General features: G+C 71.5%; 32 protein-coding genes and 1 tRNA gene. 24 read left to right on the top strand and 9 right to left on the bottom strand.

The window, feature by feature from the left end; genetic code table 11:
* From ABD127_RS09685 to ABD127_RS09655, 7 genes are all read left to right on the top strand, one after another.
* On the top strand, positions 1–497 hold a 497-nt coding region (locus ABD127_RS09685; protein WP_344200556.1), incomplete at its 5' end, for an FtsB family cell division protein.
* A complete protein-coding gene (locus ABD127_RS09680; RefSeq protein WP_344200553.1) occupies positions 494–1000 on the top strand; it encodes a DUF501 domain-containing protein in 507 nt (168 codons plus the stop codon). The genes ABD127_RS09685 and ABD127_RS09680, both read left to right, overlap by 4 nt.
* Before the next feature lie 43 nt (positions 1001–1043).
* The gene (locus ABD127_RS09675) at positions 1044–1961 is read left to right on the top strand and encodes a Ppx/GppA phosphatase family protein (protein WP_344200550.1); all 918 of its coding nucleotides are present in this window, start codon (positions 1044–1046) and stop codon (positions 1959–1961) included.
* 59 nt (positions 1962–2020) lie between these two features.
* Positions 2021–2485, top strand: coding sequence for a DUF4395 domain-containing protein (locus ABD127_RS09670; RefSeq protein ID WP_344200548.1), 465 nt, complete (start codon positions 2021–2023; stop codon positions 2483–2485).
* Positions 2482–2793: a transcriptional regulator gene (locus ABD127_RS09665; protein ID WP_344200546.1), complete on the top strand. Its 312-nt coding sequence runs from the start codon at positions 2482–2484 to the stop codon at positions 2791–2793. Before ABD127_RS09670 ends, ABD127_RS09665 begins: the two co-directional genes overlap by 4 nt.
* An 11-nt stretch (positions 2794–2804) precedes the next feature.
* Positions 2805–2878, top strand: a tRNA-Leu gene (locus ABD127_RS09660).
* Between the two features lie 38 nt (positions 2879–2916).
* Positions 2917–3507 carry a hypothetical protein gene (locus tag ABD127_RS09655; RefSeq protein WP_344200543.1) on the top strand — a complete coding sequence of 197 codons (591 nt, stop codon included), beginning with the start codon at positions 2917–2919 and terminating at the stop codon, positions 3505–3507.
* On the opposite strand, the gene trmB is transcribed toward ABD127_RS09655, so the two are convergent.
* Entirely contained in the window at positions 3504–4244 is a 741-nt protein-coding gene (trmB, locus tag ABD127_RS09650) for a tRNA (guanosine(46)-N7)-methyltransferase TrmB (RefSeq protein WP_344200541.1), read from the bottom strand. The genes ABD127_RS09655 and trmB overlap by 4 nt on opposite strands.
* 35 nt (positions 4245–4279) lie before the next feature.
* Between trmB and ABD127_RS09645 the strand changes: the two genes are divergently transcribed.
* From ABD127_RS09645 to ABD127_RS09630, 4 genes are all read left to right on the top strand, one after another.
* Positions 4280–4813: a DinB family protein gene (locus ABD127_RS09645; RefSeq protein WP_344200538.1), complete on the top strand. Its 534-nt coding sequence runs from the start codon at positions 4280–4282 to the stop codon at positions 4811–4813.
* Positions 4814–4878: 65 nt separating this feature from the next.
* Entirely contained in the window at positions 4879–5208 is a 330-nt protein-coding gene (locus ABD127_RS09640) for a PadR family transcriptional regulator (protein WP_344200535.1), read from the top strand.
* Positions 5205–6197 (top strand): hypothetical protein, encoded by a 993-nt coding sequence (locus ABD127_RS09635; RefSeq protein ID WP_344200532.1) that lies wholly within the window; start codon positions 5205–5207, stop codon positions 6195–6197. Before ABD127_RS09640 ends, ABD127_RS09635 begins: the two co-directional genes overlap by 4 nt.
* Positions 6198–6320: 123 nt before the next feature.
* Positions 6321–7154 (top strand): Bax inhibitor-1/YccA family protein, encoded by an 834-nt coding sequence (locus tag ABD127_RS09630; protein WP_344200529.1) that lies wholly within the window; start codon positions 6321–6323, stop codon positions 7152–7154.
* A 76-nt stretch (positions 7155–7230) separates the two neighbouring features.
* Here the strand turns inward: ABD127_RS09630 and ABD127_RS09625 are convergent, their stop codons facing one another.
* A complete protein-coding gene (locus ABD127_RS09625) occupies positions 7231–8199 on the bottom strand; it encodes an S-layer homology domain-containing protein (RefSeq protein ID WP_344200527.1) in 969 nt (322 codons plus the stop codon).
* A gap of 119 nt (positions 8200–8318) precedes the next feature.
* A complete protein-coding gene (locus tag ABD127_RS09620; RefSeq protein ID WP_344200524.1) occupies positions 8319–9233 on the bottom strand; it encodes an SGNH/GDSL hydrolase family protein in 915 nt (304 codons plus the stop codon).
* 63 nt (positions 9234–9296) lie between these two features.
* On the opposite strand from ABD127_RS09620, the gene ABD127_RS09615 reads away from it, so the two are divergent.
* From ABD127_RS09615 to ABD127_RS09595, 5 genes are all read left to right on the top strand, one after another.
* Complete coding sequence (locus ABD127_RS09615) at positions 9297–9992, top strand: tyrosine-protein phosphatase (protein WP_344200521.1); 696 nt, start codon at positions 9297–9299, stop codon at positions 9990–9992.
* Positions 9989–10903, top strand: coding sequence for a pirin family protein (locus tag ABD127_RS09610; protein WP_344200518.1), 915 nt, complete (start codon positions 9989–9991; stop codon positions 10901–10903). Before ABD127_RS09615 ends, ABD127_RS09610 begins: the two co-directional genes overlap by 4 nt.
* Before the next feature lie 211 nt (positions 10904–11114).
* Entirely contained in the window at positions 11115–11942 is an 828-nt protein-coding gene (locus ABD127_RS09605; RefSeq protein ID WP_344200515.1) for an SDR family NAD(P)-dependent oxidoreductase, read from the top strand.
* Between the two features lie 2 nt (positions 11943–11944).
* Positions 11945–13456, top strand: coding sequence for a cytochrome P450 (locus ABD127_RS09600; protein ID WP_344200513.1), 1512 nt, complete (start codon positions 11945–11947; stop codon positions 13454–13456).
* Between the two features lie 106 nt (positions 13457–13562).
* On the top strand, positions 13563–14120 hold the full coding sequence (locus ABD127_RS09595; protein WP_344200510.1) for a Uma2 family endonuclease: 558 nt from the start codon (positions 13563–13565) through the stop codon (positions 14118–14120).
* Position 14121: 1 nt separating this feature from the next.
* Here the strand turns inward: ABD127_RS09595 and ABD127_RS09590 are convergent, their stop codons facing one another.
* The 3 genes from ABD127_RS09590 to msrA all read right to left on the bottom strand — a co-directional run bounded on the left by ABD127_RS09590 (position 14122) and on the right by msrA (position 15881).
* The gene (locus ABD127_RS09590) at positions 14122–14559 is read right to left on the bottom strand and encodes a VOC family protein (RefSeq protein ID WP_344200508.1); all 438 of its coding nucleotides are present in this window, start codon (positions 14557–14559) and stop codon (positions 14122–14124) included.
* 93 nt (positions 14560–14652) lie between these two features.
* Positions 14653–15123: an Hsp20/alpha crystallin family protein gene (locus ABD127_RS09585; protein WP_344200505.1), complete on the bottom strand. Its 471-nt coding sequence runs from the start codon at positions 15121–15123 to the stop codon at positions 14653–14655.
* A gap of 122 nt (positions 15124–15245) precedes the next feature.
* The gene (gene msrA / locus ABD127_RS09580; RefSeq protein WP_344200503.1) at positions 15246–15881 is read right to left on the bottom strand and encodes a peptide-methionine (S)-S-oxide reductase MsrA; all 636 of its coding nucleotides are present in this window, start codon (positions 15879–15881) and stop codon (positions 15246–15248) included.
* 86 nt (positions 15882–15967) lie between these two features.
* On the opposite strand from msrA, the gene ABD127_RS09575 reads away from it, so the two are divergent.
* Positions 15968–17089 carry an AI-2E family transporter gene (locus ABD127_RS09575; RefSeq protein WP_344200500.1) on the top strand — a complete coding sequence of 374 codons (1122 nt, stop codon included), beginning with the start codon at positions 15968–15970 and terminating at the stop codon, positions 17087–17089.
* Positions 17086–18291 (top strand): threonine ammonia-lyase, encoded by a 1206-nt coding sequence (ilvA, locus tag ABD127_RS09570; protein ID WP_344200498.1) that lies wholly within the window; start codon positions 17086–17088, stop codon positions 18289–18291. The genes ABD127_RS09575 and ilvA overlap by 4 nt, the downstream gene beginning before the upstream one ends.
* 1 nt (position 18292) lies before the next feature.
* Here the strand turns inward: ilvA and greA are convergent, their stop codons facing one another.
* Together greA and ABD127_RS09560 are read right to left on the bottom strand one after the other, a co-directional pair.
* A complete protein-coding gene (greA, locus tag ABD127_RS09565; RefSeq protein WP_344200496.1) occupies positions 18293–18796 on the bottom strand; it encodes a transcription elongation factor GreA in 504 nt (167 codons plus the stop codon).
* 67 nt (positions 18797–18863) lie between these two features.
* Positions 18864–19241 (bottom strand): DUF4307 domain-containing protein, encoded by a 378-nt coding sequence (locus ABD127_RS09560; protein ID WP_344200493.1) that lies wholly within the window; start codon positions 19239–19241, stop codon positions 18864–18866.
* A gap of 121 nt (positions 19242–19362) precedes the next feature.
* Here ABD127_RS09560 and mca point away from each other — a divergent pair, with 121 nt between their 5' ends.
* From mca to ABD127_RS09540, 4 genes are all read left to right on the top strand, one after another.
* Entirely contained in the window at positions 19363–20244 is an 882-nt protein-coding gene (gene mca / locus ABD127_RS09555) for a mycothiol conjugate amidase Mca (RefSeq protein ID WP_344202604.1), read from the top strand.
* 4 nt (positions 20245–20248) lie between these two features.
* Positions 20249–20491, top strand: coding sequence for a hypothetical protein (locus ABD127_RS09550; RefSeq protein ID WP_344200491.1), 243 nt, complete (start codon positions 20249–20251; stop codon positions 20489–20491).
* Between the two features lie 61 nt (positions 20492–20552).
* Entirely contained in the window at positions 20553–21161 is a 609-nt protein-coding gene (locus ABD127_RS09545; protein WP_344200489.1) for a class I SAM-dependent methyltransferase, read from the top strand.
* 71 nt (positions 21162–21232) lie between these two features.
* Entirely contained in the window at positions 21233–23224 is a 1992-nt protein-coding gene (locus ABD127_RS09540; protein WP_344200486.1) for a thioredoxin domain-containing protein, read from the top strand.
* 182 nt (positions 23225–23406) lie between these two features.
* On the opposite strand, the gene trhA is transcribed toward ABD127_RS09540, so the two are convergent.
* Positions 23407–24105, bottom strand: a complete 699-nt coding sequence (trhA, locus tag ABD127_RS09535; RefSeq protein WP_344200483.1) for a PAQR family membrane homeostasis protein TrhA — start codon at positions 24103–24105, stop codon at positions 23407–23409.
* An 18-nt stretch (positions 24106–24123) separates the two neighbouring features.
* Here trhA and ABD127_RS09530 point away from each other — a divergent pair, with 18 nt between their 5' ends.
* A complete protein-coding gene (locus tag ABD127_RS09530; protein ID WP_344200481.1) occupies positions 24124–24882 on the top strand; it encodes an isoprenyl transferase in 759 nt (252 codons plus the stop codon).
* A 208-nt stretch (positions 24883–25090) separates the two neighbouring features.
* Positions 25091–26395 (top strand): RNA 5'-3' helicase PhoH2, encoded by a 1305-nt coding sequence (gene phoH2, locus ABD127_RS09525; protein ID WP_344202603.1) that lies wholly within the window; start codon positions 25091–25093, stop codon positions 26393–26395.
* The last annotated feature ends 1 nt before the right edge of the window (position 26396 follow it).

Here is a 26396-nt window from a genome sequence, read left to right as displayed (position 1 = left end):
CCCCCCGCCCGCCGAGGCGGCCCGCCGCGCCCAGCGGCGCGGGTGGTTCGCGCTTCACGGCGCGCGCGATGGTGCTGCTGGCCGTCATGGTGCTGCTGGTCGCCTCCTACACCGCGCAGGTCCACACGTGGTGGCAGCAGCGGCAGGAGATCCGCGCCACCACCGCTGAGATCGAGATCCGTCAGGCCACGATCGACGGCCTCGAGGACGACGCCGCGCGCTTCGACGACCCGGCGTACGTCGAGCAGCAGGCCCGCGAGCGCTTCGGCTGGGTCCTGCCCGGCGAGGTGGGGTACCGCGTGATCGACGCCGACGGCCAGGTCGAGGGCGACGTGCCCCAGCTGGCCGATCCGCCCAGCGACGCCGAGCCCGCGTGGTACGGCCAGCTGTGGGAGAGCGTCAAGGTCTCCGGGCAGAAGCCCGAGCCGAAGGCTCCGCCCGCCGACGAGACACCGCAGGCACCACTGGGCTCCGAGCCCGCAGGAGATGGTCAGTGACCCAGCCCGTTCCCCCCAGTCCGGAGGACCTCGCGGCGATCCGCGAGCAGCTCGGACGCCCGGCCCGTGGCGTCGTCACGGTGGCCGCGCGCTGCCCCTCGGGGCACCCCAACGTCGTGATGACCGAGCCGCGGCTGCCCGACGGCACCCCGTTCCCGACGCTCTACTACCTGACCTGCCCCCGCCTCGCCGGGGCGATCGGCACGCTCGAGGCGGCCGGGGTCATGGCCGACATGAGCCAGCGCCTGCTGGACGACCCCGACCTCGCGGCCGGCTACCTGCGGGCGCACGAGTCTTACCTGGCCGAGCGCGAGGCGATCGGGCACGTGCCGGAGATCGACGGCATCTCCGCCGGTGGCATGCCGACCCGCGTCAAGTGCCTGCACGTCCTCGTGGGGCACGCGCTCGCGAAGGGCCCGGGCCTGAACACGCTCGGCGACGAGGCCGTCGCGATGCTCGGCGACTACTGGGGCCAGTCCTCCTGCGCCCCGGCCGCGCCCTGAGGGGCTTCCTCGGCCACCCGGCGGCGTCACTAGGGTGGATCGCATGACACGCGTCGCGGCGATCGACTGTGGGACGAACTCGATCCGGTTGCTGGTCACCGATCTCGGGCCCGACGGCAGCGCCAAGGACTTGATCCGCGAGATGCGCGTCGTGCGCCTCGGCGAGGGGGTCGACCGCACGGGCCGCCTCGATCCGGCAGCGATCGAGCGCACCGTGACCGTCACCCGCGAGTACGCGCTGACGATCGGTGAGATGGGTGTCGACGTGACCCGGTTCTGCGCCACGTCCGCCGCTCGCGACGCCGAGAACGCCGACGAGTTCCGCGCCGCGATCACCGAGGTCCTGGGCGTCGAGCCCGAGATCCTCACGGGCGACGCGGAGGCCCGGGCCTCGTTCCTGGGGGCCACGGCCGAGCTGGGGCCCGAGCCGTCGTTGGTCGTCGACATCGGTGGCGGCTCCACCGAGCTCGTGCGCGGGGAGGCGGGCCAGATCGTGTCGGCCATCTCGCTCGACATCGGCTCGGTGCGGCTGACCGAGCGGTTCCTGGCCAACGACCCGCCCTCGATCACCGAGATCACCGACCTCGTCGACCACCTGGACGCGCTGCTCGCCCCGGCGGTTGCCGGGTGGGAGCCCGTCACCCGGTTCATCGGCGTCGCCGGCACCGTGACGACGGTCGCGGCTCACGCCCTGCAGCTGTCGACGTACGACAGCGAGCGCATCCACGGAGCGCGACTGCCGATCGACCAGGTCCGCGAGGCGTGCCTGTCGCTCGTGCAGATGCCGGTCGCCGACCGTCGCCACCTGCCCTTCATGCATCCGGGCCGAGCCGACGTGATCGGGGCCGGTGCGCTGATCCTCGACCGGCTCCTCGAGGTGGCCCCGCTCGCGACGGGCGAGGTCCTCGTGAGCGAGCGGGACATCCTCGACGGCATCGCGCGGAGCGCCGCGACCGTTTGACTTTCCGAGACGGAATGTTATTGTCTTTCTGTCATGGAAAGTCAATCGGGGGAGTCATCATGAGCGACGCACCGCACGATCTCGGGCACGACGACGAGTCCCTGGCAACCGTGGCGGCCGCCCGCCGCGCGGCAGCCGACCGCCTCGTCACGCCGTGGTGGTACCACCCGGTGCTGGGCGTGCTCTTCGGCCTGTACGCCGTGGCGCTGGCCTCGGGCGAGCCGTGGCTGATGGTCGCGGGGATCGTCGTCTTCTTCGCCGGAGTGGGCCTGCTCGTGTGGTCCTACCGGCGCCTGACGGGGATGTGGATCTCGGGCTACCAGCCCGGCCCGGCCTCCCGCTGGGCGCAGCTCATGGGCGTCGTGGGTGCGCTCGGCTCCCTCGCGGCGATGCTGCTGGCCTGGTACACCGACGTCGCGTTCGGGTGGATCTGGGTCATCGCCGCCGCCCTGGCGCTCGGCGTGGTCGTGACGGGTCGCCAGTACGACCGCGTGCTGCGGGCCGACCTCCGAGGCGAGCTGTGACCGCTGCCGAACCCGCGCCGGCGTTCGACGACGTCATCCACGCCCCGCTCCGCCTGCGCACGTGCGCCTTCCTGGACGCCGTGACGTCGGCGGAGTTCGGGGCGGTGCGCGACCTGCTGGGCGTGGCCGACTCGGTCGTCAGCAAGCACGTCAAGGTTCTGGTCGACGCGGGCTACGTCGAGCTCGAGAAGCCGACCGGCCGGGGGCGCGTCCGCACGTGGGTCCACCTGACCCCCGCGGGCCGCGCCGCCTATCGCGGCCACGTCGCCGCGCTGCGCGGCATCACGGCAGCCATCGACGCTGACTAGGCTCGGACCGCGCTCCCGTAGCCCAATCGGCAGAGGCAGACGGCTTAAACCCGTCCCAGTGTGGGTTCGACCCCCACCGGGAGCACCGAGGCGTCGACCGGAGGCGTCCGGGAGGATGGGGGCATGACGACCTCCCAGCAGGCCGCGACGGCGACGCTGACCGATCTGGCCCACGAGCGCGGCGCGGAGGTGTCGGTCGACGGGCCGCGGGTCACGCTGCGCATCGCCGACGGCGCGGCAGCGACCGGCCTGACCGGCGCCGTCGCCGTGCGCGCCGAGATCGTGGTGACGCTCGGGGGCGGCGGCCGCTACGTCGTCACCGTCCGGCAGGGCGACGCGTCGGGCGGCGTCACGCCCGGCGGCCTGACGGGCTCCGCGTCGTGGTCGTCGCACTCCGGCACGGTGTCGTCGCGCCGGATCGAGAAGGGCGTCGGTCCCGGCGGGGCGTACGACCTGGGCTTCGACACCCGTCCGTGGACGGAGGAGATCCAGCGGCGGCTCGCTCCGCTGGGCTACGCGCCCGCCTCCGTCGGAGCCGTGGTGGGGGCGATCCTGTGGCTCGTCCTGGGCGGTCTCCTGCTCGGCGGCGCGCTCGCGCTCGGGATCGTCGGAGGGATCCTGGGCTCGCCGCTGCTGCTGGGCCTGCTGGCCGTGCCTCTCGTGCTGGGCCTGGCTGCGCTCGCGCTGGGGTTCCTGGCCCTGCGTCGACGCTAGACGCGCACCGCCGTCAGGTCGTGGATCTCGCGACCGGCGGCGATGCCCTTGGCCTCGAACCGGGTCAGCACCCGGCCGTCCCACCGCTCGCTGCGGCCCCCCTCGAAGTCGGGGGAGCCGGCCACGACCTCGGCCATCTGCTCCGCGTACTCGGCCCAGTCGGTCGCGAGGCGCCACGTGCCGCCGGGGCGCAGGACCCGGCCCGCGAGCTCGGCGAACGCGGGAGTGACGAGCCGGCGCTTGTGGTGGCGCTTCTTGTGCCAGGGGTCGGGGAAGTGCACCCACAGCTCGTCGACCGAGCCCTCCGGGAGCATCGTCGTGAGCGCCTCGGGGGCGTTGACGATCGCCAGGCGCACGTTGGTCAGCTCGCCGTGGCGGATCCCGATGAGGGTCTGGGCCACGCCCGGCTTGTAGACCTCGAGGCCGAGGAAGTCGGTGCCCGGCGCCTGCGTGGCGGCGTGCACGAGCACCTCGCCACGGCCGCTGCCGATCTCGACCACGAGCGGAGCCTCGCGCCCGAACGTCGCGGCGGCGTCGAACCGGACGTCGGGGTCGACCGACGTCGACGGCCCCTGCCGCGTGACGTCGAGGACCATCGTGTCCGCCAGGAGGTCCCAGGACCGCTGCTGCCGGTCGTTGAGCCGTCCGCCGCGACGCGTGAACGAGACGGGCTCGGTGCGGTAGCCCGTCGGGGCGTCGGCGGCAGGATCTGGACGGGTGTCGGCCGAATCGGACATGGTGCGCACCCTAGCGAGGGCGTCAGGATGAGGTCGTGACGCGTGCAGCCGACTCGATCCAGCCCGACGACAAGGACTGGACCTGGGTCCTGTCCGAGCCCTGCCCGGAGTGCGGATTCGTGGCGGCCGACGTCGATCCGGCGGCCGTCGGGGCGGGAATCGCCGGCCAGGTGGCGACGTGGCAGGGCGTCGTGGGGCGCGAGGACGCTGCCGTGCGCCCGGAGCCCGGTCGCTGGTCCGACCTGGAGTACGCGTGCCACGTGCGCGACGTGTTCACCGTGTTCGCCGGCCGCATCGAGCAGATGCTGCACGAGGACCCGGCCCACTTCGCGAACTGGGACCAGGACGCCGCGGCGATCGAGGGCGACTACGCCCACGCCGAGCCGGGGGCGGTCGCCGACGGCCTGGCGCGCGAGGGGGAGCGGCTCGCCAGCGCGCTCGCCCGGGTCGACGGTGACGCCTGGCAGCGCCGCGGGGTCCGCTCCAACGGCTCGGAGTTCACGACCGCGACCCTGACGCAGTACCTCCTGCACGACCTCGAGCACCACCGCGTCGACGTCGGCGCCTGAGCGCGTGCGGCGTGGCGCGGTTGCGGTCAGCGCGGTAGTGCGCAATCCGTGGTACTGTCCAGCGCATGGATGCCACACAGCTCCTCAAGGGAGTGCTCGACGTCGCCGTGCTGGCGGTCGTCGAGGCCGAGGACGGATACGGGTACGACGTCGTGCGACGACTGCGCGCCTCTGGCCTGGACGACGTGGGTGACGCGTCGGTCTACGGCACGTTGCGCCGGCTGTACTCCGCCGGTGCCCTGACCTCGTACGTCGTCCCCTCCGAGGAGGGGCCGCACCGCAAGTACTACGGCATCACCGACCAGGGCCGCACGATGCTGGAGCACCAGCGCAAGGTGTGGGCCGAGTTCTCGACGACCATGACCGATCTCCTGACCCCGGAGGCAGCAGCATGACCACGACGGTTCCCACCGAGATCGCCTCCTTCGCCGCGAGCGTCCGCGCCGCGCTGGCCGACCTGCCCGAGGACGAGGTCGAGGAGCTCACCGACGGCCTCGAGGCCGATCTCGCCGAGGCCTTTCGCGAGGACCTCGCCCGCGAGCTGGGCGACCCGGCGGCCTACGCCGCCGAGCTGCGCGCGGCCGCTGGGCTCCCGGCGCCCGAGCCGACGTCGCGCCGCTCGTCGGTCGCCGACACGATCCGCGACCTCGGGCGCGACGCCCGCAGCCTCGTCGCCGACCACCCGGTGCTGGAGCGCACCGTCGCCTTCGTGGTCTCCCTGCGCCCTGCGTGGTGGCTGCTCCGGGCGTGGGCCGCGTGGGTCCTCGTCGGTGGGGTGCTCGGCACGGGTGGGGGTCTCGGCTCCCTCGTCGTGCTGGTGCTGTTCGCGATCGGCAGCGTCGCGCTGGGTCTCGGACGCTGGCCCGGCTGGGTCACCGGCATCGTGGTCGCCGGCAACGTCGCCGCGGCTCTCGTGGTGCTCGCCATGCTCGCGTACCTGCCGTCGTCGTTCGGCTCGGAGTACGTCGACGACGACAGCTACGTCTCGGCCGACCTGACCGGCGTGTACCTCGACGGGCAGCAGGTGACCAACATCTTCGCGTACGGCGCCGACGGCCAGCCGCTCTCGGACGTGCAGCTGTTCGACCAGGACGGCCGTCCGCTCGCGACGTCGGTGCCCGGCGGCAACGGCTGCCTCGACCCCGACTGCGTCGACCTCGGCCTGTGGGCCCCCATGACCCTGGTGACGGGACAGCCGGCGTACAACGTCTACCCGATGAGCATGGTCGAGGCCTACAGCGACGACTACGGCACGCTGCGGCCCGTCACGGGTGCCGCGACGGTCCCGCGGCCGTCGCCGTTCCTGCAGGTCCCGGCCCTCACGCCCGCGGCGACGCCCGAGACCACGCCGGGAGTCACGCCGGAGGCCACGCCTGCGGGCTGATCGCCGCCCACCACAGGTTGCGCACAGAAACTTCTCAACCCGGGAGCAAAACGCCGCAACCGTGCGTTGTATAGGGTGACCCCATCAGGCTCGATGATGCGAGCCGACCTCCCGGAGGGAATCATGCACAGCTCGAACCCCGTGTTCTCCCGCAACGACGGCTTCAACGGCCGTTCGTCGTCGGTCCAGACCGACCCGTCGCAGTGGACCATCGACACCAACGCACAGCCGGGCTACGCCCCGCCGGCCGGCGCCGCGTCCGACCGCATGACGGTCGACTCCGTCGTCGAGAAGACCGCGATCACGCTCGGTGTCCTGACGGTCGCCGCCGCTGTCACGTGGTTCCTGCTCGGCGACGTCACCGCGACGCAGGAGAACCTGCAGCGCGCGCAGATGTTCGCCTTCGGCGGTGCCATCATCGGTTTCGGCCTGGCGATGGTCAACTCCTTCAAGAAGGTCATCAGCCCCGCGCTGGTGCTCGCCTACGCGGCCGCCGAGGGCGTCCTCGTCGGTGCGTTCTCGAAGGTCATCGCCAGCTGGATCGGTGATGCCTCGATCGTGTTCCAGGCCGTGCTCGGCACCTTCGTCGCCTTCGCCGGCACGCTGGCCGCGTACAAGTTCTTCAACATCCAGGTGACCGACAAGTTCCGCAAGGTCGTCGTCATCGCGGGCATGAGCATCGTGGGCGTCCTGCTGCTCAACATGGTGCTCTCGCTCACGGGTGTGCTCGAGTCGGGCGGCCTGCGCGGCTTCAACGCGCTGGGCCTGGTCGTCTCGATCGGCCTGGTCATCCTGGGCACGTTCTTCCTGATCCTCGACTTCGACTTCGTCGAGCGTGGCGTCGAGGCCGGCCTGCCGGCGCGCGAGTCGTGGCGTGCAGCCTTCGGCCTGACCGTCACCCTGATCTGGATCTACCTCGAGATGCTCCGCATCCTGGCGATCCTGCGTGGCGACTGATCACGCGGTCACCCAGCGCTGACGAGGAACGCCCCCGACCGGACTCCGGTCGGGGGCGTTCCTCGTTCTCAGGGCATCAGGACACGCTGACGACGTTGTCCTGGTAGCGGTTGAGGAACGCCGCCATCTGCTCGCGCAGCACCGGCTGCGAGCCGCGGAACGTCTTCACGCCGTTCTCCACGTAGCCCGTCGTGATGTTCTGGGAGGCCAGCCAGACGATCTCCTTGTAGAACGTGTGGCTCGTCGGGACGTCTGCGAACGGGGAGGTCGCGGGCAGGTCGACCGGCGGCTTGCCGGCCAGGCGGTAGAGGAAGGCCGCCATCTGCTCGCGCAGCACGGACTGCGAGCCGCGGAACGTCGTGACGCCGTTCTCGACGTAGCCCGTCGTGATGCCCTGCTCGGCCAGCCAGGCGATGTGCTTGGTGAACGTGTTGGTCGCCGCGTCCGGGAACGTCGCGTTCGGAGCGTCGTTCGGGGGGTTGCCGCCCTCGTGGTCGAAGCGGTACAGGAACGCCGCCATCTGTTCGCGCAGGACCGGCTGCGAGCCGCGGAACGAGACCGTGCCGTCGCCGTTCTGGTAGCCCGTCGTGATGCCCGTGTTGTAGAGCCACACGATGTTGTTGGCGAACGCGTGCGACACGGCGACGTCGTTGAACGGACCCGCGCAGGCCACGATCGGGATGTTCTGGAACGACGGGCCCCAGACGACGTCGTCGTTGTTGTTGAGGCCGTAGGTCACGAACTCGAAGGTTCCGCCGGAGTACCCGAGGCGGACCGCGTCCCCGGCGTCCGGGTAGCCGAAGTTCTCGCTCGGGAACCAGTACGCGCCGTGCGAGGCCTGGACCGTGCCGTTGGTGGACCACTCGACGACGCCGGAGCTGGTCTTGGCGGAGATGACGATGCTGTTGCCGCAGACGCCGCTGTCCCAGCGGAAGTAGGGGTCCTCGCCGGTGGCGGCCTGGACGGAGGTGGGCGTCGCGAGGGCGACGGCTGCTGCCGCGGCGATAGCGGCGGCACGGGCGGCCATGGGCCTGCCGAACTTCATGTGTGTCTCCTGTGAGTTGGTTGAGCCGACAGGCTAGGTCGGTTTCCACCTCGGGGGAGTCGAATCGGGACCAGATGGTCCAAAGGAACCATGGCGCCCTCGGGCCGTTCGGCCAGGTCCTACCGCAGGCGGCGCATGACGGCGGCCCAGCGGCCGGTGCGACGGACCTCGGTGCCGGACTGCTGCGCGGCGGCCTCGGCGGCCTCCTCGACCGGCATCATCTCCTCGGTCTCGCCCGCGCGGTCCTCGAGCGGCTCGCTGCGCTGCTCGTGGACGGCGTCGGCCAGCGAGGGCAGGAGCGCACCGGCCATGCCGGCGTAGCCCGAGGCCGAGGGGTGGAACCGGTCGTCGCCGAACATCAGCTCGTGCTGCTCGGAGAACATCGGCCCGAGCAGCGACCCGAGGGACACCGTGCGGGCTCCGGCCTCGATCGAGCCGACGGTCTGGTGCCGCGCCATCCGGCGGCTCTGCAGCCGGGCGATCGAGCGCAGCGGCTCCCAGAGGGGACGGACCGTGCCGAGGTCGGGGCACGTGCCCACGACAACGTCGGTGCCGACGTCGACGAGCCGGCTGATCGCGACCTGGAGGTCGCCCACGGCGTCGCTCATCGACTTCAGGTGGGTCACGTCGTTCGCGCCGACCACGATCACGGCGACGTCGGCGGCGAAGTCGATGCCGCGATCGACCTGCTCGGCGAGGTCGCTGCTCTCGGCGCCGACCACGGCGACGCTGCGCACCTCGACGGGGCAGCCGACGAGCTGCGCGAGCCCCCAGCCGAGGATCGCCGGCGGGGTCGTCATCTGCGTCTGCATGCCGTACCCGACGGCGGCGGAGTCGCCGAGGACGAGCAGCCGCACGGGGTCGCCCGTGAGGTTGTCGCCGTAGAGGCCGTCGGGCGACGGCGGACGCGCCTCGGTGACGCCGATCAAGCGGCGGGCGAGGACGGTCTCGCCGAAGACGAACCCCACGGACGCGCCGATGGCCCCCGCGGTCCCGAGGGCGGCGGTGGTGGCTGCCCGACGGCTCATGCGCATGGGCCCAGCCTAGTGACCCGACCCGAGCCCGGTCCGTCCTCCCCATGGCCGATCATGGATGGCATGCCCGACCTCGTCCCGAACCTCCGCGATCTTCACGGCATCGCGATCGACGGAGGCTCCGTGGCCCCCGGTCGCCTCCTGCGCAGCGCCGCGCCGGCGGCCGGCGACGCGGCCCCGATCGGCGTGGTCTGGCCGCCGGCGTCGGTCATCGACCTCCGTTCGGCCAGCGAGATCGAGCCCGAGCACCCGCTGGCCGACGACGCCACGATCCACCGCCTGCCGCTGCTCGGGGCCCTGCGCCCCGGCGCGGCTCGGCCGACCGACCTTCCTGGCCTGTACCGCGTCGTGGTCGAGACGGCGGCCCCGATGCTGGTCGACGTCGTGCGCGCGGTCGCCACGTCGCCCGGTCCCGCGCTCGTGCACTGTGCGGCGGGCAAGGACCGCACCGGCATCTCGGTCGCGCTCGCGCTCCTGCTGGTCGGGGCGAGCCTCGACGACGTGGTGGACGACTACCTCGAGACCGCCAAGAACCGCGCCGCGATCGACGCCCGCCTGTCGGCCACGGCCGGCCACGACCACCGCCTGACCCTGCCGGCCTCCTTCTTCGAGACCCGCCCCGAGGCGGTCCTGGCGGCGGTCGAGATCTGGCAGGCCCACGAGGGCGGGGTGCACGGCTGGTTCACCACGGCCGGCGGCACGAGCGACGACCTCGAACAGCTCCACGGTCACCTCTCCGGTGACACGATGGGCTCATGACCCTGGGTGAAGGAATGACCGCCGAGACGCTGCTGCCGCGCGAGGTCCCGCTGGGAGGCATCCGGGGCATCACGGTGCACCGCACCCTGCCCCACCGCTCGCGGCCCACGATCGGGGCCTGGTGCTTCGCCGACCACTTCGGCCCCACCGACGCGCGCATGCACGTCCTGCCCCACCCGCACATCGGTCTGCAGACCGTCACGTGGCCCGTGGCGGGCCAGATCCGGCACCGCGACAACCTGGGGTCCGACGTCGTCCTGAAGCCGGGCGAGCTGAACCTGATGACCTCGGGCGCCGGCGTCTCCCACTCCGAGATCAGCGACCCGTCCGACCCCACCCCCATGAGCGGTGTGCAGCTGTGGGTGGCGCTTCCGGAGTCGCGTCGTCACGGCGCCGCCGACTTCGAGCACGTGCCCGACCTGCCCACGGTCGAGGGGCGCGGCTGGCACGGCACGTTGATCGTGGGCGACTTCGCGGGCCTGTCGTCGCGGGCCCGCGTCTACACGCCGCTCGTCGGGGTGCAGATCACGCTCGACGAGCCGGACGTGGTGCTCGACCTCGACCCGTCCTTCGAGCACGGCGTGCTCGCGCTCGACGGGCCGGTCTCGGTCGACGGTGTGCCCATCGAGCACCGCGCCCTGCAGTACCTCGCCCCCACCTCGCGGGTCCGCCTCGACGGTGCCGGCCGCACCGTGCTGCTGCTGGGAGGCGAGCCGTTCGCCGAGAAGCTCGTCATGTGGTGGAACTTCATCGGTCGCGACCACGACGAGATCGTGCAGGCGCGCGACGACTGGATGGGCCAGCCCGTCGGCGGTCGGTACGGCCGTGTCGACGGACACGGCGAGGACTTCATCCCCGCGCCCGAGCTCCCGAACGTCCGCCTGCGCCCCCGCGTCCGCCTCAAGCTCTGACGCCACCACCGGTGGTTGAGGTGGCCCCTTCGAGGCTCGTTCCTCGCACCTCAGGGGCCGGCACCTGTCCGCGCCCTGAGGTGTGAGCGAGGGACGAGCGAGCCTCGAAAGGTATGCCGTCCTCGGAGAACTTCACCCTCGACATACAGTCATGCACTGAGATACCGTCGGTATCGGAACGTCGTGACGTGGAGCACAGAGGAGCGGACACATGAGCTGGATCAACGGCAAGGTCGCCGTAGTGACGGGAGCGGGATCGGGCATCGGACGGGCGCTGGCGCTCGAGCTGGTGCGCCGGGGCGCGACGATCGCGATCAGCGACGTCGACGTCGCCGGGCTGGAGGCGACCGCCGAGCAGGCGCGCGCGATCGGCGGCACCGTGCGCACCGACACGATCGACGTCTCGCAGCGTGAGGTCGTCGAGCACTACGCCGACTCCGTCGCCGCCGAGCTGGGCCGGGTCAACCTGGTCATCAACAACGCCGGCATCGCCTACTTCGGCAATGTCACCGAGATGCCCTACAAGGACCTCGAGCGCGTCATGGACGTCGACTTCTGGGGCGTCGTGAACGGCACCAAGGCCTTCCTGCCGCACCTCGAGGCCTCGGGCGACGGTCACGTCGTCAACATCTCCAGCGTCTTCGGCCTGTTCGGCGTCCCGTCGCAGAGCGCCTACAACGCCGCGAAGTTCGCGGTCCGCGGGTTCACCGAGGCGCTCGCGATGGAGCTGAAGATGGCCCAGAAGCCCGTCTCGGTCACCTGTGTGCACCCCGGAGGCATCAAGACGAACATCGTCCGCAACGCCACGGCGGTCGACGAGCGCATCGACCAGAAGGGCGACATCAGCGCGCACTTCGACAAGGTGCTCGCTCGCACGACCCCGGCCAAGGCCGCCAACGTGATCCTCGACGGCGTCGAGAAGAAGAAGGTCCGGGTCCTGATCGGCGCGGACGCCAAGATCATCGACGCGTTCGTGCGCGTGGCCGGCCCCCGGTACCAGGGTGTCGTCCGCTGGGCGTCGGGCAAGTCCGGGATCTGACGATGCGCAACGACTGGGGTGGTCAGTCGTTCCCGCACCCGCCCGGCCGCCTGCCGATCGTGGGCGACGGGCGGGGCATCGATCCGTCGCGCCCGCTGCACAGCATGGTCGGGCACGCGGCGAGGCTGGGCGAGCCGATCTTCGAGATCCAGGTGTTCGACCAGAAGTTCGTCTTCGTCGCCAGTGCCGAGCTCGCCGCCGAGATGTGCGACGAGCAGCGGTTCGGCAAGTCCCTCTCGCCGGCGCTCGAGGCCCTGCGTGACTTCGCCGGCGACGGCCTGTTCACCGCCCGCACCGAGGAGCCGAACTGGCGCCTCGCGCACGACCTGCTGCGACCGGCCTTCACCCGGGCGGCGATGCAGTCGTACCACCCGATCATGCTCGAGACGCTGGCCGAGCTCTTCGCGTACTGGGAGCGGCTCGACGGCCCCGTCGACGTCTCGCGCGACATGACGAAGCTGACCCTGGAGACGCTGGCGCGCGCGGCCCTCAGCCGCGACTTCGCCTCGTTCGAGGGCACCGAGCCGCACCCGTTCATCGCCGCGATGGTCACGGCGCTCACGAGCAGCCAACGGGTCGCGACGCTGAGCGGCGCGCCCGGCAGCCGCCTCGCGCTGCGCCGGATCCGCAAGCGCCAACAGGTGGCCCAGGACTACGTCGACGAGCTGCTCGACGACATCATCGCCGCGCGCCGCGCCGAGCCCCCGTCGGAGCACGACCTCCTCGGCATCATGCTCAGCGCGAAGCACCCGGAGACGGGTGAGCAGCTCGACGACACCAACATCCGTCACCAGATCCTGACGTTCCTCGTGGCCGGGCACGAGACGACCTCAGGGGCCCTGTCGTTCGTGCTCTACTACCTCAGCCGCCACCCCGAGGCCCTCGCCGCGGCGCACGCCGAGGCCGACGAGGTGCTCGGCGGCGACCGCGACGCCGAGCCGACGTTCGAGCAGGTCGCCCGCTTCCGTCACCTGCGCCGCGTGCTCGACGAGGCGTTGCGCCTGTGGCCCACCGCGCCGGCCTTCAGCAGGTCGCCGCGTGAGACGCTCACCCTGTCGACGGGGCACGTGATGCGACCGCAGGACTGGGCGATCGTGCTGCTGCCGTCGGTTCACCGCGACCAGGGCGTGTGGGGCGAGGACGCCGAGGAGTTCGACCCCGACCGCTTCCTGCCGGAGAACTCCCGCGGACGCATGCCGCACAGCTACAAGCCGTGGGGCACGGGGGAGCGGTCCTGCATCGGCCGTCAGTTCGCGCAGCACGAGTCGATGCTGGTGCTCGCGCGGCTGCTGCACCGCTACGAGATCACCGGCGACCCGGACTACCAGCTCGACATCGCCGAGCGGCTCACGATCGTCCCGAAGGGGTTCGAGCTGCGCCTGACCCCGCGCACGCCGAGCGCCGGTCCCGCCACGGAGCCGGTGGACCCGGAGCCGGGGACCGAGCCGGTCGACGCAGGCGGAGCGTGCCCGTTCTCCGGCGCCCAGCGCGACGGGGCCGACGCGGCGCGGTGATCCCCAGGGCGTCGTCGTCCACAGGCTGCGCGGCGGGTGCTGGTGCCTGTCGGCCCACGGGAGTTGGCTGTGGCCATGACCGAGGAGGCGATCTACCATGAGCGTCATGGCGACCGAGGTGTCCATCGGGCTCCCGCGAGGACGCGCTCTGACGCGCGACGACCTGGCGGCGCTTCCCGATGACGGACACCGCTACGAGCTGCTCGACGGGGTGCTCATCGTGAGCCCGTCCCCGGTGATGCGGCACCAGCGAGCACTGGCCCGGCTGTTCCGCATCGTCGACGACGCTCGTCCCAGCGGGCTCGAGACGTTCTTCGCGCCGTTCGACGTCGTGCTGGCCGACGACACCGTGATGCAGCCCGACCTCCTGGTGGCGCGGGTGGCCGACCTCACCGAGCGCGACCTTCCCGTGGCGCCGGTCCTGGCCGTCGAGGTGCTGTCGCCCTCGACCAGACGCGTCGACCTGCTGCTGAAGAAGGAGCGGCTCGAGCGCGCGGCGTGCGCGCACTACTGGGTCGTCGACCCGGCCGATGCCGGTGCCGTCACGGCCTGGGCCGTGGTCGACGGCGCGTATCAGCAGGTCGCACACGCCGAGGGCGACGACGTGTTCGCGGTGACGGCGCCGTTCGAGATCGGGTTCAGCCCCGCCGCCCTCGTGTCCTGAATCAGACGGCGTCGGGCGGGCCGAACGCGGTGTGACCGGTCACGTCGACCGACCAGAAGGGGTTGAACGCCACCTCCCAGAGGTGACCCTCCGGGTCGGTGAAGTAGCCGGAGAAGCCACCCCACTCGGTCTCGGTGGCGGCTTTCGTCACCGTGCCGCCGGCCTCGCGAGCCAGGTTCAGCACCTCGACGACCTCGTCGTGGGTGCGGGTGTTGTAGGCCAGGGCGAAGGAGGCGGGTGCTCCGGCGGCCTCCGGCACTCCCGCGTCGGCGGCCAGCTCGGCGCGGTCCCAGATCGCCAGGACGAGGCCGGGCAGCTGGTAGAACGCGACCTCGTCCTCGGTGTTGCCGCGCTGCCACCCGAGGCCCTGCTCGTAGAAGGCGCGGGCGCGCGCGAGGTCGCTGACGCCGAGGGTCACGAGGCTGAGTCGTTGCTCCATGCTCTCGACGTTACGCCGGAGGAGGCTTCGAGGCTCGTCGCCGGGGCTCCTCGCACCTCAGCCACCGGTGGCTGAGGTNNCCGCCTGCGGCGGTCAGGCCTCGTCGGTGACGGGCGTGCCCGCCGTGATGGTGATCTTCGTGGGCTCGGTGCCGGCGTACACGCCCGCGACGCGGACGCTCAGGACGCCCTGGTCGTAGTGGGCACTGACCGCGTCGGCGCCCACGTGGCCGGGCAGGCCGAACGAGCGGCGGAAGCGGCCGTAGCGGACCTCGCGCACGGAGCGTCCGGCGGACTCCTCCGCCCGGGCGTCCTTGCGCTCGCCCGCGACGACCAGGCGGCCGTTGGTCACCTCGACCGAGACGTCCTCGGCCACGTCGACGCCGGGCAGGTCGAGCCGCACGACGACGTCGTCGCCGTCACGGACCGTCTCGGCCGTCGGGGTGAACGCGAGCGCCTCTGCCGAGGTCTCGGCGGGCTGGCCTGCGAAGGTCGAGCGGACGATCGCGTCGAAGTCGGCGAAGAAGCGGGGGTCGCGGCTGCGGTAACGGGTGATGGTGCTCATGGTTCCTCCGAAGGTGAAACAGGTGCCGACCACCGTGGCCGACACCTGTCACAACTTGAGTCGAAGGGACTCAATTCCCTTGATCGGCCCACGTTCACTGTTGGCGAACGTGGGCGCCGACCTCAGGCGTAGCTGACGCCCGTGGCGTGCAGCGGGCAGTAGCCGTGCGGGTTCCGCACGAGGTACTGCTGGTGGTAGTCCTCGGCGTAGTAGTACTCCGTCAAGGGCTTGATCTCGGTCGTGATCCGGCCGTAGCCGTTGGCCGACATCTTCGCCTGGTAGTGATCGCGGGAGGCCTCGGCCTTCGCCTGCTGCTCGGGCGACGTGGTCAGCAGCACCGAGCGGTACTGCGAGCCGCGGTCGTTGCCCTGACGCATGCCCTGGGTCGGGTCGTGGTTCTCCCAGAAGGTCGCCAGCAGGTCGTCGTAGGACAGCACGGACGGGTCGAACACGACGCGCACGACCTCGGAGTGACCCGTGCGGCCCGTGCACACCTCCTCGTAGGAGGGGTTCGGCGTGTAGCCGCCGGCGTAGCCGACGGTCGTCGACCAGACGCCCGGCAGCTGCCAGAACGTCTGCTCCTCGCCCCAGAAGCAGCCCAGGCCGACCACGGCGACCTCGAATCCCTCGGGGCCGTCGGTCTCGAGCGGGTTGCCGGTCACCAGGTGGCGGTCGCCGACGAGGTGGGGACGCGTCGGACGGCCCGGCAGGGCGTCCTCGCGGGCGGGCATCTCGGTCTTGCGGGTTCCGAAGATCATGGGGACATCCTTTCCTCTGCGGCCAAAGACCGCCACACCGTCAACGCAGGCGAGCAGGGGGATGTTCCGCGAGTAGGCTCGTCCGAGTGAGCCAGCGCTACCAGGTCCCGATCGGGATCGAGATCGCCACGGCCTGGGCCTGGCGGCTGATCGTGATCGCCGCCGCGGGCCTGGGCGTGCTGTGGGTCCTGCAGTACTTCTCCGAGATCACCGTGCCGATCACGATCGGCCTGCTCGGGACGGCGCTCACGATCGGCGTGGTGGACTGGCTCGATCGCCTCGGCCTCCCACGCCTGCTCGCCACGATCGTCGTCGCGCTCCTGATGCTGATCGGTCTGGTCGGACTGGTGACCCTCGTCGGCCAGCAGCTCTCGACCCAGTTCGACGAGCTGCGCTCCAGCATCGTCGCGGGCATCGGCGAGCTGCGGGACTGGGCGCGCAACGGACCGCTCGGGCTGAGCGACAGCGACCTCAACCGCTACGTCACGCAGGTGCAGGACACGATCTCCGGCACGGGTCGTGACGCCGTGCTCGGTCAGGCCACCGCGGTCGGCATCACCCTGGCCCACTTCGTCACCGGGTTCTTCATCGCCCTGTTCGCCTCGGTCTTCTTCCTCTGGGAGGGCGATCGCATCTGGGCCTGGGTCGTCACGCTCTTCCCGCGCGAGGCGCGCGCCAAGGTCAACTCCTCGGGTCACAAGGCCTGGGAGTCCCTGACGAGCTTCGTCCGCGCCACGGTGATCGTGGCATTCGTCGACGCGGTCGGCATCGCCCTCGGCGCCTGGCTGCTCGGGGTGCCGCTGACGTTCGCGATCGGCGTCATCGTCTTCCTGGGCGCCTTCGTCCCGATCATCGGCGCGTTCGCGTCGGGCATGGTCGCGGTGCTGGTCGCACTCGTGGCGCAGGGGCCCTGGACCGCGCTGTTCATGCTGCTCGTCGTGATCGGCGTGCAGCAGCTCGAGTCGCACGTGCTGCAGCCGTTCCTGATGGGCCGACTCGTGGCGGTGCACCCGCTGGCGATTATCGCGGCGATCGCCGCCGGCATCACGGTCTCCGGCGTCGTCGGTGCGCTCGTCGCGGTGCCGCTCGTCGCCTGCCTCAACGGCGTCGTCCGACACCTGGCGCAGCAGGCGGGCAACCCGCTGCAGTCCGACGGGCTGCCCGAGCACGTACCGCCTGACGCACAGCTCCCGGCGGACCCCGCATGACCACGACCCTGCCGTCCTGGGCCGGCGTCGAGGCCGCGGCCGAGCTGCTGACCGGCGTCGCCGAGGTGACCCCGCTCGCGCACTCGCGCTGGCTCAGCGAGCTGACCGGCACCGAGGTGCTGCTGAAGTGCGAGAACCTCCAGCGCACGGGGTCGTTCAAGCTGCGCGGCGCCTACACGCGCATCGCGCGGCTGACGGACGCCGAGCGCGCCGCCGGGGTCGTCGCCGCCTCGGCCGGCAATCACGCGCAGGGCGTCGCCCTGGCCGCGCAGATGCTCGGCATCAAGGCGCGCATCTACATGCCCGAGGGTGCTGCCCTGCCCAAGGTGCAGGCCACGCAGGGCTACGGTGCCGACATCGAGCTGACCGGGGTCGACGTCGAGGCCAGCATCGTCGCCGCGCGCGAGTACGCCGATCGCACCGGAGCCATCCTGATCCACCCGTTCGACCACGGCGACGTCGTCGTGGGCCAGGGCACGGTGGGCCTGGAGATCCTGCGCCAGCTGCCCGAGGTCGGCACGGTCCTGGTGCCGCTCGGCGGTGGCGGACTCGTCGCCGGCATCGCGCTGCTGCGCGAGGTGCGACCCGACGTCAAGGTCGTCGGCGTGCAGACCGCGGCCGTGAGCCCCTACGTGGCCTCGCTCAGTGCCGGCACCCCGATGCTCGTCCCCGGCCTGCCGACGATGGCCGACGGCATCGCGGTCGCGCAGCCCGGCGCGGTGCCCTTCGCCGTCGTCGCCGACCTGGTCGACGACGTCGTGACGGTCACCGAGGAGTCGATGAGCCGGGCCCTGATCGGCCTGCTCGAGCGGGCCAAGCTGCTCGTCGAGCCGGCCGGCGCGGCGGGGGTCGCCGCGCTCCTGGACCGGCCCCACGACTTCGACGGCCCGGTCGTCCCGGTGCTGTCCGGCGGCAACATCGACGCGCTGCTGCTGCTGGAGGTCATCCGGCACGGCCTCAAGGCCGCGGGTCGCTTCCTGAGCTTCCGCGTGCACCTGACCGATCGGCCCGGCGAGCTCATGCGGCTGCTCACCGACCTGGCGTCGATGCAGGTCAACATCCTCAACGTCGTGCACGACCGCGCCTCCGAGGCGCTCGGCGTCGGCGAGGTCGAGGTCGCCCTGCAGGTCGCGACCCGGGGCCCGGGCCACGCCGACAAGGTCATGACCCGGCTGGCAGCCCTGGGCTACCGCCGGCCCTGACTCAGAACGGGACGGCGTCGACGATCTCGACCGTGATGGTCGAGCCGTTCGGGGCCTCGTAGCTGGCCGAGTCACCCTTCTTCTTGCCGACCAGGGCGGCGCCCAGCGGCGAGGTGGGGGAGTACACGTCGAGGTCGACCGCGCTGTCGAGGCTCAGGACCTCGCGCGAGCCGAGCAGGAACGTCTCGGTGTCGTCGTCGCCCGCGAAGCGGATCGTGACCTTCATCCCGGCCTCGACGACACCGTCGTCGGCCGGCTTCTCGCCGACCTCGGCGCGACGGATGATGTCCTCGAGCTGGCGGATGCGGGCCTCGGTCTTGCCCTGCTCCTCGCGCGCTGCGTGGTAGCCGCCGTTCTCCTTGAGGTCGCCCTCGTCGCGGGCAGCGGCGATCTTGGCCGTGATGTCAGGCCGGACCTCGTCCTTGAGGTGGTCGAGCTCCTCCTGAAGGCGCGTGAGGGCTTCCTGCGTGACCCAGAGGGTCTCGGTGCCGGTCGGCTGCGTCATGGCGAACTCCTTCAAGACGTACGGAACCCCGAGCGCCCGGCTCGGGGTGAAGTTCCGAGGCTAGCACTCAGTCGGCGACTTCGCACGAGCGAACGACGCCCGTGACCGCCCGCTCCGTGGTCGTCAGGCTCACGTCGTGGAGCTCGCGATCCTTCTGCGGCGCCGGGATCGTGATGGTCTTCTCGCCGACGATCGAGTGGTCCTGCGCCTGCGCGTAGACGCTGCACGTGACGGCGACCGGCTCCTCGCGGATGACCTCGAGCACGAGGTCGATCTGCGAGTCCGAGACGACGTCGTAGGAGAAGACCTCGGTCGTGACCGGCCGCGGCTGCAGCGCGATCCACCCGGCCCAGGCGACGCCCAGGGCGATGCCGATCCCGGCGACGACCCACCACAGCCACGGCGGACGGGTGCGGGTGCCGTAGCGGTCGGCGAGGTCGGTCATGGGGACCAGTGTCTCAGGCGCGGCCTCGGGCCCGGAACGGGCGATCGACGAGCGCGGTGCGCTGGCTCGTGGAGCCAGGATGTGGCCCCGCGAGCCCCGCCTCTCCCACGTGACCGGAATAATGGTCCGGGTGACCGAGCAGCTGCGCCTCATGCACGTCCACGCGCACCCCGACGACGAGTCGAGCAAGGGCGCCGCGTCGACCGCCAAGTACGTCGCCGAAGGCGTCGACGTCCACGTCGTCACGTGCACCGGCGGCGAGCGGGGCTCGATCCTCAACCCGAGCTTCCAGCACCCCGGCATCGAGGACGACCCCGAGCTCATCACCGAGATCCGCCGCGAGGAGATGGAGCGCGCCCGCGACATCCTCGGCGTGACGCAGGACTGGCTCGGCTGGGTCGACTCCGGCTGGCCCGAGGGCGATCCCAAGCCGCCGCTGCCCGAGGGCTGCTTCGGGCTCGTGCCCCTCGAGGAGGCGGCGCTGCCGTTGATCCGGCTGATCCGGTCGTTCCGTCCGCAGGTCCTGACGACCTACGACGAGAACGGCGGCTACCCCCACCCCGACCACATCAAGTGCCACGAGATCAGCGTCTTCGCCTACGAGGCGGCCGCCGACCCGGAGCGCTACCCGGAGCTGGGCGAGGCCTGGCAGGTCAGCAAGCTCTACTACCAGGGCGGCTTCACCGGAGGCCGGCTGAAGGCGATCGGCGCGGCCATGGAGGAGCGGGGCCTCGAGAACCCCTACAAGGGCTGGCTCGACGAGCGCGACCCCGAGCGGTTCCGCGACGACCGCATCACGACGCGCGTCGAGTGCGCCGAGTACTTCCACGTGCGCGACGCGGCCCTGATCGCCCACGCGACGCAGATCGACCCCGACGGCTTCTTCTTCTCGGTGCCGCGCGAGGTGCAGGCCGAGGTCTGGCCCACGGAGGACTTCGAGCTGGTCGACAGCAAGGTGCCGACGACCCTCCCCGAGGACGACTTGTTCGCGGGCCTACGCTGAACCCATGTACGAGCTTGCGAGCGCGGTCCTCGTCGCCGCTGGTGACCGCCGAGAGCTGGACCCCAACATCGTGCGTCCCGGGTGGGTCGCGCTCGGGATCTTCGTGCTCATGGCGATCTCCCTGGCGCTGCTGATGTGGTCCTTCGCGCGCGTCTCGCGCCGCGCCCGTGCGCCCTGGGACGGCGAGGACGCCGAGGCGTCGGACGAGTCGGCCGCCGACCGCGCCACCGCTGACCGCGACGCCTGATTCGGCTGACGGCCTGGTGTCGTCACTCCCTCGAGCGGCGGCCCGTGTCTAGGCTCTGACCATGGAGCCGACGCCCAACGCCCGCACGGTGGAGTCGTACGAGGACGTCGCACTCTCCTACGCCCGCGAGACGTCGGGCAGCAGGGTCCTGGCCGGAGCTCTGGCGCGGTTGACCCAGGCGGTTCCCGGTGGTGACGTCCTCGAGATCGGGTCCGGCCCGGGCTGGGACGCGGACCGGCTCGAGGACGCGGGACTTCACGTCCGCCGCACCGACCTCACCCAGGCGTTCATCGCTCTCCAGCGCGGGCGCGGCAAGGAGATCGACCGCCTCGACGTGATCAACGACGAGCTCGGAGGACCCTACGACGCCGTGCTCATGCTGCACGTCCTCCAGCACGTCGAGACGCAGGACCTGGCTCCGGTGCTCGGCAAGATCGCCGAGGCGCTGCGCCCGGGCGGCCAGTTCCTGGTCTCGGTGCCGCGCGGCGAGGGCAGCGGCTGGGAGGTCGGCGAGTCGGGCAGGTCGTACTACCGGGCGCTGCGGACCGAGGACGAGATCCTCGACGCCCTGCGAGGGGCCGGTCTGTCGCCGGTGTGGATCGACCGGGCGCCCGCGGACGACGGGTGGCTCGCGGTGATGGCGCAGCGGCCATGCGGAGGCCCCTCCTAGGGTGGCACCGTGGGCGGCCGTCCCTGGCCCGCACTCGGAACGCCGTGTCGTGCTCGATGGGAGTCAGAGGAATGGCCAACCGTCTTGCCGCTGCGCAGTCGCCGTACCTGCTGCAGCACGCCGACAACCCCGTCGACTGGTGGGAGTGGGGCGACGAGGCGTTCGCGGTCGCGCGTGAGCTCGACCGGCCGGTGCTGCTGAGCGTCGGCTACGCCGCGTGCCACTGGTGCCATGTCATGGCGCACGAGTCCTTCGAGGACGCCGCCACCGCGGACTTCATGAACGCCCACTTCATCAACGTCAAGGTCGACCGCGAGGAACGACCGGACGTCGACGCGGTTTACATGCGCGCGACGCAGGCCATGACGGGTCACGGCGGGTGGCCGATGACCTGCGTCCTGACTCCGGACGGCGAGCCGTTCTTCGCCGGCACCTACTTTCCGCCCGAGCCCACCCAGGGCGCTCCGGCGTTCACGCAGGTCCTGCAGGCGCTGGCCGACGCGTGGCGCGAGCGGCGTGAGGAGGTGCTGACGGTCGGGCGCGACGTCGTGGCGCACCTGCAGGAGGCCCGCGACCCGGACGGCGACCTGCTGACGACCGAGGACCTCGACGACGCGGTCACCACCCTCGCGCGGACCTACGACGACGAGGCGGCCGGCTTCGGTGCCGCCCCCAAGTTCCCGCCGTCGATGGTGCTGGAGTTCCTGCTGCGTCACCACGACCGCACGGGTTCGCCGGGGTCGCTCGACATGGCCGCGGCGACGTGCGAGGCGATGGCCCGCGGAGGCCTGTACGACCAGCTCGCGGGCGGCTTCGCCCGCTACAGCGTCGACCGCCACTGGCGGGTCCCGCACTTCGAGAAGATGCTCTACGACAACGCGCTGCTGCTGCGGGTCTATCTGCACTGGTGGCGGGCGACGGGGGCGCCGCTGGCGGAGCGGGTGGCTCGCGAGACCGCGGCCTTCCTGCTGGCCGAGCTGCGCACGCCCGAGGGCGGGTTCGCCTCGGCGCTCGACGCCGACAGCGCCGATGGGAAGGGGGACGTCCACGAGGGGACGTTCTACGTCTGGAACCCGAACGAGCTGATGCGCCTGCTGGGGGCGTCCGACGGTGCCTGGGCGGTCGGCCTGCTGGGCGTGACCGGGCCGGGCACCTTCGAGCGGGGCTTCTCGACGCTCCAGCTCCAGCAGGATCCCGACGACGTCGAGCGCTGGCAGCGCATCCGCGGCACCCTGCTCGCGGCGCGGTCCGAGCGCGCCCGCCCGGCCCGCGACGACAAGGTCGTGGCGTCCTGGAACGGCTGGGCGGTCACGGCGCTCGTCGAGGCCGGCGTGCTGCTGGACGCCCCCGAGCTCACGGCTGCGGCGGTCGAGGCTGCCGAGCTCCTGGTCCGGGTCCACCTGACCGACGACGGCCTGGTGCGGACGTCGCGGGGCGGCGTCGCGAGCCGGCACGCCGGGGTGCTCGAGGACCACGCGGCGGTCGCCGAGGCGTTCCTCGCGGTGCTCGGGGTCACGGGCGAGGCGATCTGGCTCGAGCGGGCGCTCGGGCTGCTCGAGCGGGTCGTGACCGACTTCGCCGACCCAGCGGGCGGCTTCGTCGACGCTCCGGGCGACGGACTCGTGGTCGCGCCGCGCGACGTGGCCGACAACGCGTATCCGTCCGGGGCCAGTGCGGCGGCGACGGTGCTCGTCGCCGCCTCGGCCGTCACGGGCGACCCGCGCTGGCGCGCGGCGACCGAGCAGGCCCTCGAGTCGGCCTCCCCGACTGCTCGTGCGGCACCGCGCTTCGCGGGGCAGGCGCTCGCCGTCGCCGAGGCGATGCACGCCGGCCCTGTCGAGGTCGCGGTCGTCGGCGCTCCCGGCGAGCGCGACGCGATGCTGCGGGCGGCGTTCGCCCTCACCTCACCGGGCGCGGTGGTGGTCGGGGGCGAGCCCGGTCTGGACGTCCCGCTGTTCGAGAACCGCGCGGTCCGCGACGGTCTCCCGACCGCCTACCTGTGCCGCGGCTTCGTCTGCCAGGCCCCCACCACGGACCCCGCGACCCTCCCCACCCTCACCTGAACGACCGCTCGCGAGTGAATTCCCGCCCTGCGGCGAGTGGATTCCCGCCCTGCGAGGAGTGAGTTCTGCTGTGGACAGGAGGCTGGCCACGGTCGCGAAGGGCGGAAACTCGCTCGCCGAAGGGCGGAAAGTCACTCGCGAGGGGGCGGGAATTCACTCGCGAGCGGTCGTGCGGGGAAGGGTCAGCGCTGGGTGTAGGCCAGGAGGCTGATGCCGATGTAGTGCACGATGAAGGCCGCGATCGTGAGGGTGTGGAAGACCTCGTGGAAGCCGAACCACTTGGGCCACGGATTGGGGCGCTTGAAGCCGTAGACCACCGCGCCCAGCGTGTAGAGGCCGCCGCCGACGATCATCAGCACGAGCACCGCGGTCGGCGCCGCGTCGACGAACTCGCCCCAGTACAGGACCGCCGCCCAGCCGAGCGCCACGTACAGCGGCACGTAGATCCAGCGCGGGGCCCCGACCCAGAACACGCGGAACGCCACGCCCAGCAGGGCGCCTCCCCAGACCAGGCTCAGCATGATGACGGCGTGCTCGGTGCTGAGGAGCAGCAGCGAGAACGGCGTGTACGAGCCCGCGATGAGCAGGAAGATGTTGGCGTGGTCGATGCGCTTCCACACGATCCGGGCCTCTTCGGACCACGTGCGCGTGTGGTAGATCGCGCTGCAGCTGAACAGCAGCAGCGCCGACACCATGAACACCGCCGCGCCGGCGCGGACGACGACGTCGTCGGCGATGACCATCATGACGAGGAACGAGATGAAGGACAGCGGAGCCACGGCGGCGTGCAGCCAGCCGCGCAGTCGAGGCTTGATCTCGTCGAGCGAGGAGGGGAAACGGCCGAGGACCGGCTCGTCGGTGAGCGATGAGGTCTCCGGCATGCGGTTAGATTAGCCCCCATGGGTCTGAGCTCCCTGGCGTACGGAGCGTACGAGCGCCGCCTCGCGCGGCGTCTCGACGACCGACGCCTCCCCCACCACATCGGCGCCATCGTCGACGGCAACCGCCGATGGGCCAAGGACGCCGGGCAGGATCTCGAGAGCGGCTACCAGGCCGGCGCCGCCAAGATCGACGAGTTCCTCGGCTGGTGCCACGAGCTGGGCGTGCGCATCGTCACGTTCTGGGTCCTCTCGACCGACAACCTCCAGCGCCCCGAGTCCGAGGTCCGCGGCATCCTGTCGGCCGTCGAGGAGCTCGTGGAGCGGCTCGCCGCCGACGGCCGGTGGAACCTGCGCCTGATCGGCAGCCTCGACCTGCTGCCGGCCGAGTCCGCGGCCCGCCTCAAGCGCGCGATCGAGAACAGCGCCGGGACCGAGCTCCAGGTCAACGTCTGCGTCGGGTACGGCGGGCGCCAGGAGCTCACCGACGCGATGCGCTCCCTCCTGCTGGAGGAGTCGTCGAAGGGTCGCTCGCTCGAGGACGTCGCCAGCACCCTCGTGGTCGACGACATCGCCGAGCACCTCTACACCAAGGGTCAGCCCGATCCCGACCTCGTGATCCGCACGTCGGGGGAGCAGCGGCTGTCCGGGTTCCTGCTGTGGCAGTCGGTGCACTCGGAGTTCTACTTCACCGACGTCCTGTGGCCCGCGCTGCGCCGCGTGGACCTGCTGCGCGCGATGCGTTCCTACGCGAACCGCGAACGCCGCTTCGGCGCCTGAGCCACCCCTCGCCCACGGGTCCGAAGAGTTCACCGGGGCGAAACGTGTGCCTCAGCGTGTCGTCCGAGATCGGCGTTCCGGCGGGCGTACTTTGCGAGTGTGTTGATGCTCGCCCCTGACTTCGACCGCCCCACTCGCACCGACGACTAGGGCCGGCGCAGGGCGCGCGCGGGCTCGGTAGGAGACAGCTGTGGCTGTGAACGAGAGCATGCGACGCACGTACGTCATCGACACCAGCGTTCTTCTGGCGGACCCGGGGGCGGTGACCCGGTTCCACGAGCACGAGGTCGTCATCCCGGTGGTCGTGATCACCGAGCTGGAGGCCAAGCGCCACCACCCCGAGCTCGGCTTCTTCGCCCGATCGGCGCTGCGCTACCTCGACGACCTGCGCGTCCTGCACGGAACCCTGGACGCCCCGCTCCCGATCGGTGACGAGGGCGGCACGCTGCGCGTGGAGCTCAACCACATCGACTCCTCCGCGCTCCCGGCCGGCTTCAGGCTCGGCGACAACGACACCCGCATCCTCAGCGTCGCGAAGAACCTCGCCGACGAGGGGCGCGCCGTCACGCTGGTCTCCAAGGACCTGCCGATGCGCGTCAAGGCCTCGGCCGTCGGCCTGGCCGCCGAGGAGTACCGGGCCGAGCTGGCGCTCGAGTCGGGCTGGACCGGCATGCGCGAGCTCGAGGTCGACGTCGCCGACCTGGACACGCTGTACGAGACGGGCACGCTCGATCTCACGACCCTGGACGCCCCGGGCGCCGCCGACCTCCCGTGCCACACGGGGCTCGTGCTCCTGAGCGACAAGGGCAGCGGTCTGGGCCGGGTCACGGCCGACAAGCAGGTGCAGCTCGTCCGCGGCGACCGGGAGGCCTTCGGGATCCACGGTCGCTCGGCGGAGCAGCGCGTCGCGCTCGACCTCCTGCTCGACCCGGAGATCGGCATCGTCTCGCTCGGCGGTCGCGCCGGCACGGGCAAGTCGGCCATGGCGATCTGTGCGGGTCTGGAGGCCACGCTCGAGCGAGGTCAGCACAAGAAGGTCGTCGTCTTCCGTCCCCTGTACGCCGTCGGCGGCCAGGAGCTCGGCTACCTGCCCGGCAGCGAGTCCGAGAAGATGGGCCCGTGGGCCCAGGCGGTCTTCGACACCCTCGGTGCGATGACGTCGCAGGCGGTCATCGACGAGATCCTCGACCGTCAGATGCTCGAGGTCCTGCCGCTGACCCACATCCGCGGCCGGTCGCTGCACGACGCGTTCGTCATCGTCGACGAGGCGCAGTCGCTGGAGCGCAACGTCCTGCTGACGGTGCTCTCGCGCATCGGCGCCAACAGCAAGGTCGTCCTGACGCACGACGTCGCCCAGCGCGACAACCTCCGGGTCGGACGCCACGACGGCGTCGTCGCGGTCGTCGAGAAGCTCAAGGGGCACCCGCTGTTCGCCCACGTGACCCTCACGCGCTCGGAGCGCTCGCCCGTCGCGGCGCTCGTCACCGAGATGCTGGAGGACGTCACGCTCTGAG

This window comes from Aeromicrobium alkaliterrae, assembly GCF_039529015.1.
GTDB classification, from domain to species: domain Bacteria; phylum Actinomycetota; class Actinomycetes; order Propionibacteriales; family Nocardioidaceae; genus Aeromicrobium; species Aeromicrobium alkaliterrae.
This window is presented reverse-complemented; position numbering and strand designations above follow the sequence as displayed.

Coding starts and splice junctions, on each gene's coding strand:
- ABD127_RS09675 (WP_344200550.1), top strand. CDS start 1,044: ATGACACGCGTCGCGGCGATCGACTGTGGGACGAACTCGATCCGGTTG.
- ABD127_RS09670 (WP_344200548.1), top strand. CDS start 2,021: ATGAGCGACGCACCGCACGATCTCGGGCACGACGACGAGTCCCTGGCA.
- ABD127_RS09655 (WP_344200543.1), top strand. CDS start 2,917: ATGACGACCTCCCAGCAGGCCGCGACGGCGACGCTGACCGATCTGGCC.
- trmB (WP_344200541.1), bottom strand. CDS start 4,244: ATGTCCGATTCGGCCGACACCCGTCCAGATCCTGCCGCCGACGCCCCG.
- ABD127_RS09640 (WP_344200535.1), top strand. CDS start 4,879: ATGGATGCCACACAGCTCCTCAAGGGAGTGCTCGACGTCGCCGTGCTG.
- ABD127_RS09635 (WP_344200532.1), top strand. CDS start 5,205: ATGACCACGACGGTTCCCACCGAGATCGCCTCCTTCGCCGCGAGCGTC.
- ABD127_RS09630 (WP_344200529.1), top strand. CDS start 6,321: ATGCACAGCTCGAACCCCGTGTTCTCCCGCAACGACGGCTTCAACGGC.
- ABD127_RS09625 (WP_344200527.1), bottom strand. CDS start 8,199: ATGAAGTTCGGCAGGCCCATGGCCGCCCGTGCCGCCGCTATCGCCGCG.
- ABD127_RS09620 (WP_344200524.1), bottom strand. CDS start 9,233: ATGCGCATGAGCCGTCGGGCAGCCACCACCGCCGCCCTCGGGACCGCG.
- ABD127_RS09615 (WP_344200521.1), top strand. CDS start 9,297: ATGCCCGACCTCGTCCCGAACCTCCGCGATCTTCACGGCATCGCGATC.
- ABD127_RS09610 (WP_344200518.1), top strand. CDS start 9,989: ATGACCCTGGGTGAAGGAATGACCGCCGAGACGCTGCTGCCGCGCGAG.
- ABD127_RS09605 (WP_344200515.1), top strand. CDS start 11,115: ATGAGCTGGATCAACGGCAAGGTCGCCGTAGTGACGGGAGCGGGATCG.
- ABD127_RS09600 (WP_344200513.1), top strand. CDS start 11,945: ATGCGCAACGACTGGGGTGGTCAGTCGTTCCCGCACCCGCCCGGCCGC.
- ABD127_RS09595 (WP_344200510.1), top strand. CDS start 13,563: ATGGCGACCGAGGTGTCCATCGGGCTCCCGCGAGGACGCGCTCTGACG.
- ABD127_RS09590 (WP_344200508.1), bottom strand. CDS start 14,559: ATGGAGCAACGACTCAGCCTCGTGACCCTCGGCGTCAGCGACCTCGCG.
- ABD127_RS09585 (WP_344200505.1), bottom strand. CDS start 15,123: ATGAGCACCATCACCCGTTACCGCAGCCGCGACCCCCGCTTCTTCGCC.
- msrA (WP_344200503.1), bottom strand. CDS start 15,881: ATGATCTTCGGAACCCGCAAGACCGAGATGCCCGCCCGCGAGGACGCC.
- ilvA (WP_344200498.1), top strand. CDS start 17,086: ATGACCACGACCCTGCCGTCCTGGGCCGGCGTCGAGGCCGCGGCCGAG.
- greA (WP_344200496.1), bottom strand. CDS start 18,796: ATGACGCAGCCGACCGGCACCGAGACCCTCTGGGTCACGCAGGAAGCC.
- ABD127_RS09560 (WP_344200493.1), bottom strand. CDS start 19,241: ATGACCGACCTCGCCGACCGCTACGGCACCCGCACCCGTCCGCCGTGG.
- mca (WP_344202604.1), top strand. CDS start 19,363: ATGGTCCGGGTGACCGAGCAGCTGCGCCTCATGCACGTCCACGCGCAC.
- ABD127_RS09550 (WP_344200491.1), top strand. CDS start 20,249: ATGTACGAGCTTGCGAGCGCGGTCCTCGTCGCCGCTGGTGACCGCCGA.
- ABD127_RS09545 (WP_344200489.1), top strand. CDS start 20,553: ATGGAGCCGACGCCCAACGCCCGCACGGTGGAGTCGTACGAGGACGTC.
- ABD127_RS09540 (WP_344200486.1), top strand. CDS start 21,233: ATGGCCAACCGTCTTGCCGCTGCGCAGTCGCCGTACCTGCTGCAGCAC.
- trhA (WP_344200483.1), bottom strand. CDS start 24,105: ATGCCGGAGACCTCATCGCTCACCGACGAGCCGGTCCTCGGCCGTTTC.
- ABD127_RS09530 (WP_344200481.1), top strand. CDS start 24,124: ATGGGTCTGAGCTCCCTGGCGTACGGAGCGTACGAGCGCCGCCTCGCG.
- phoH2 (WP_344202603.1), top strand. CDS start 25,091: ATGCGACGCACGTACGTCATCGACACCAGCGTTCTTCTGGCGGACCCG.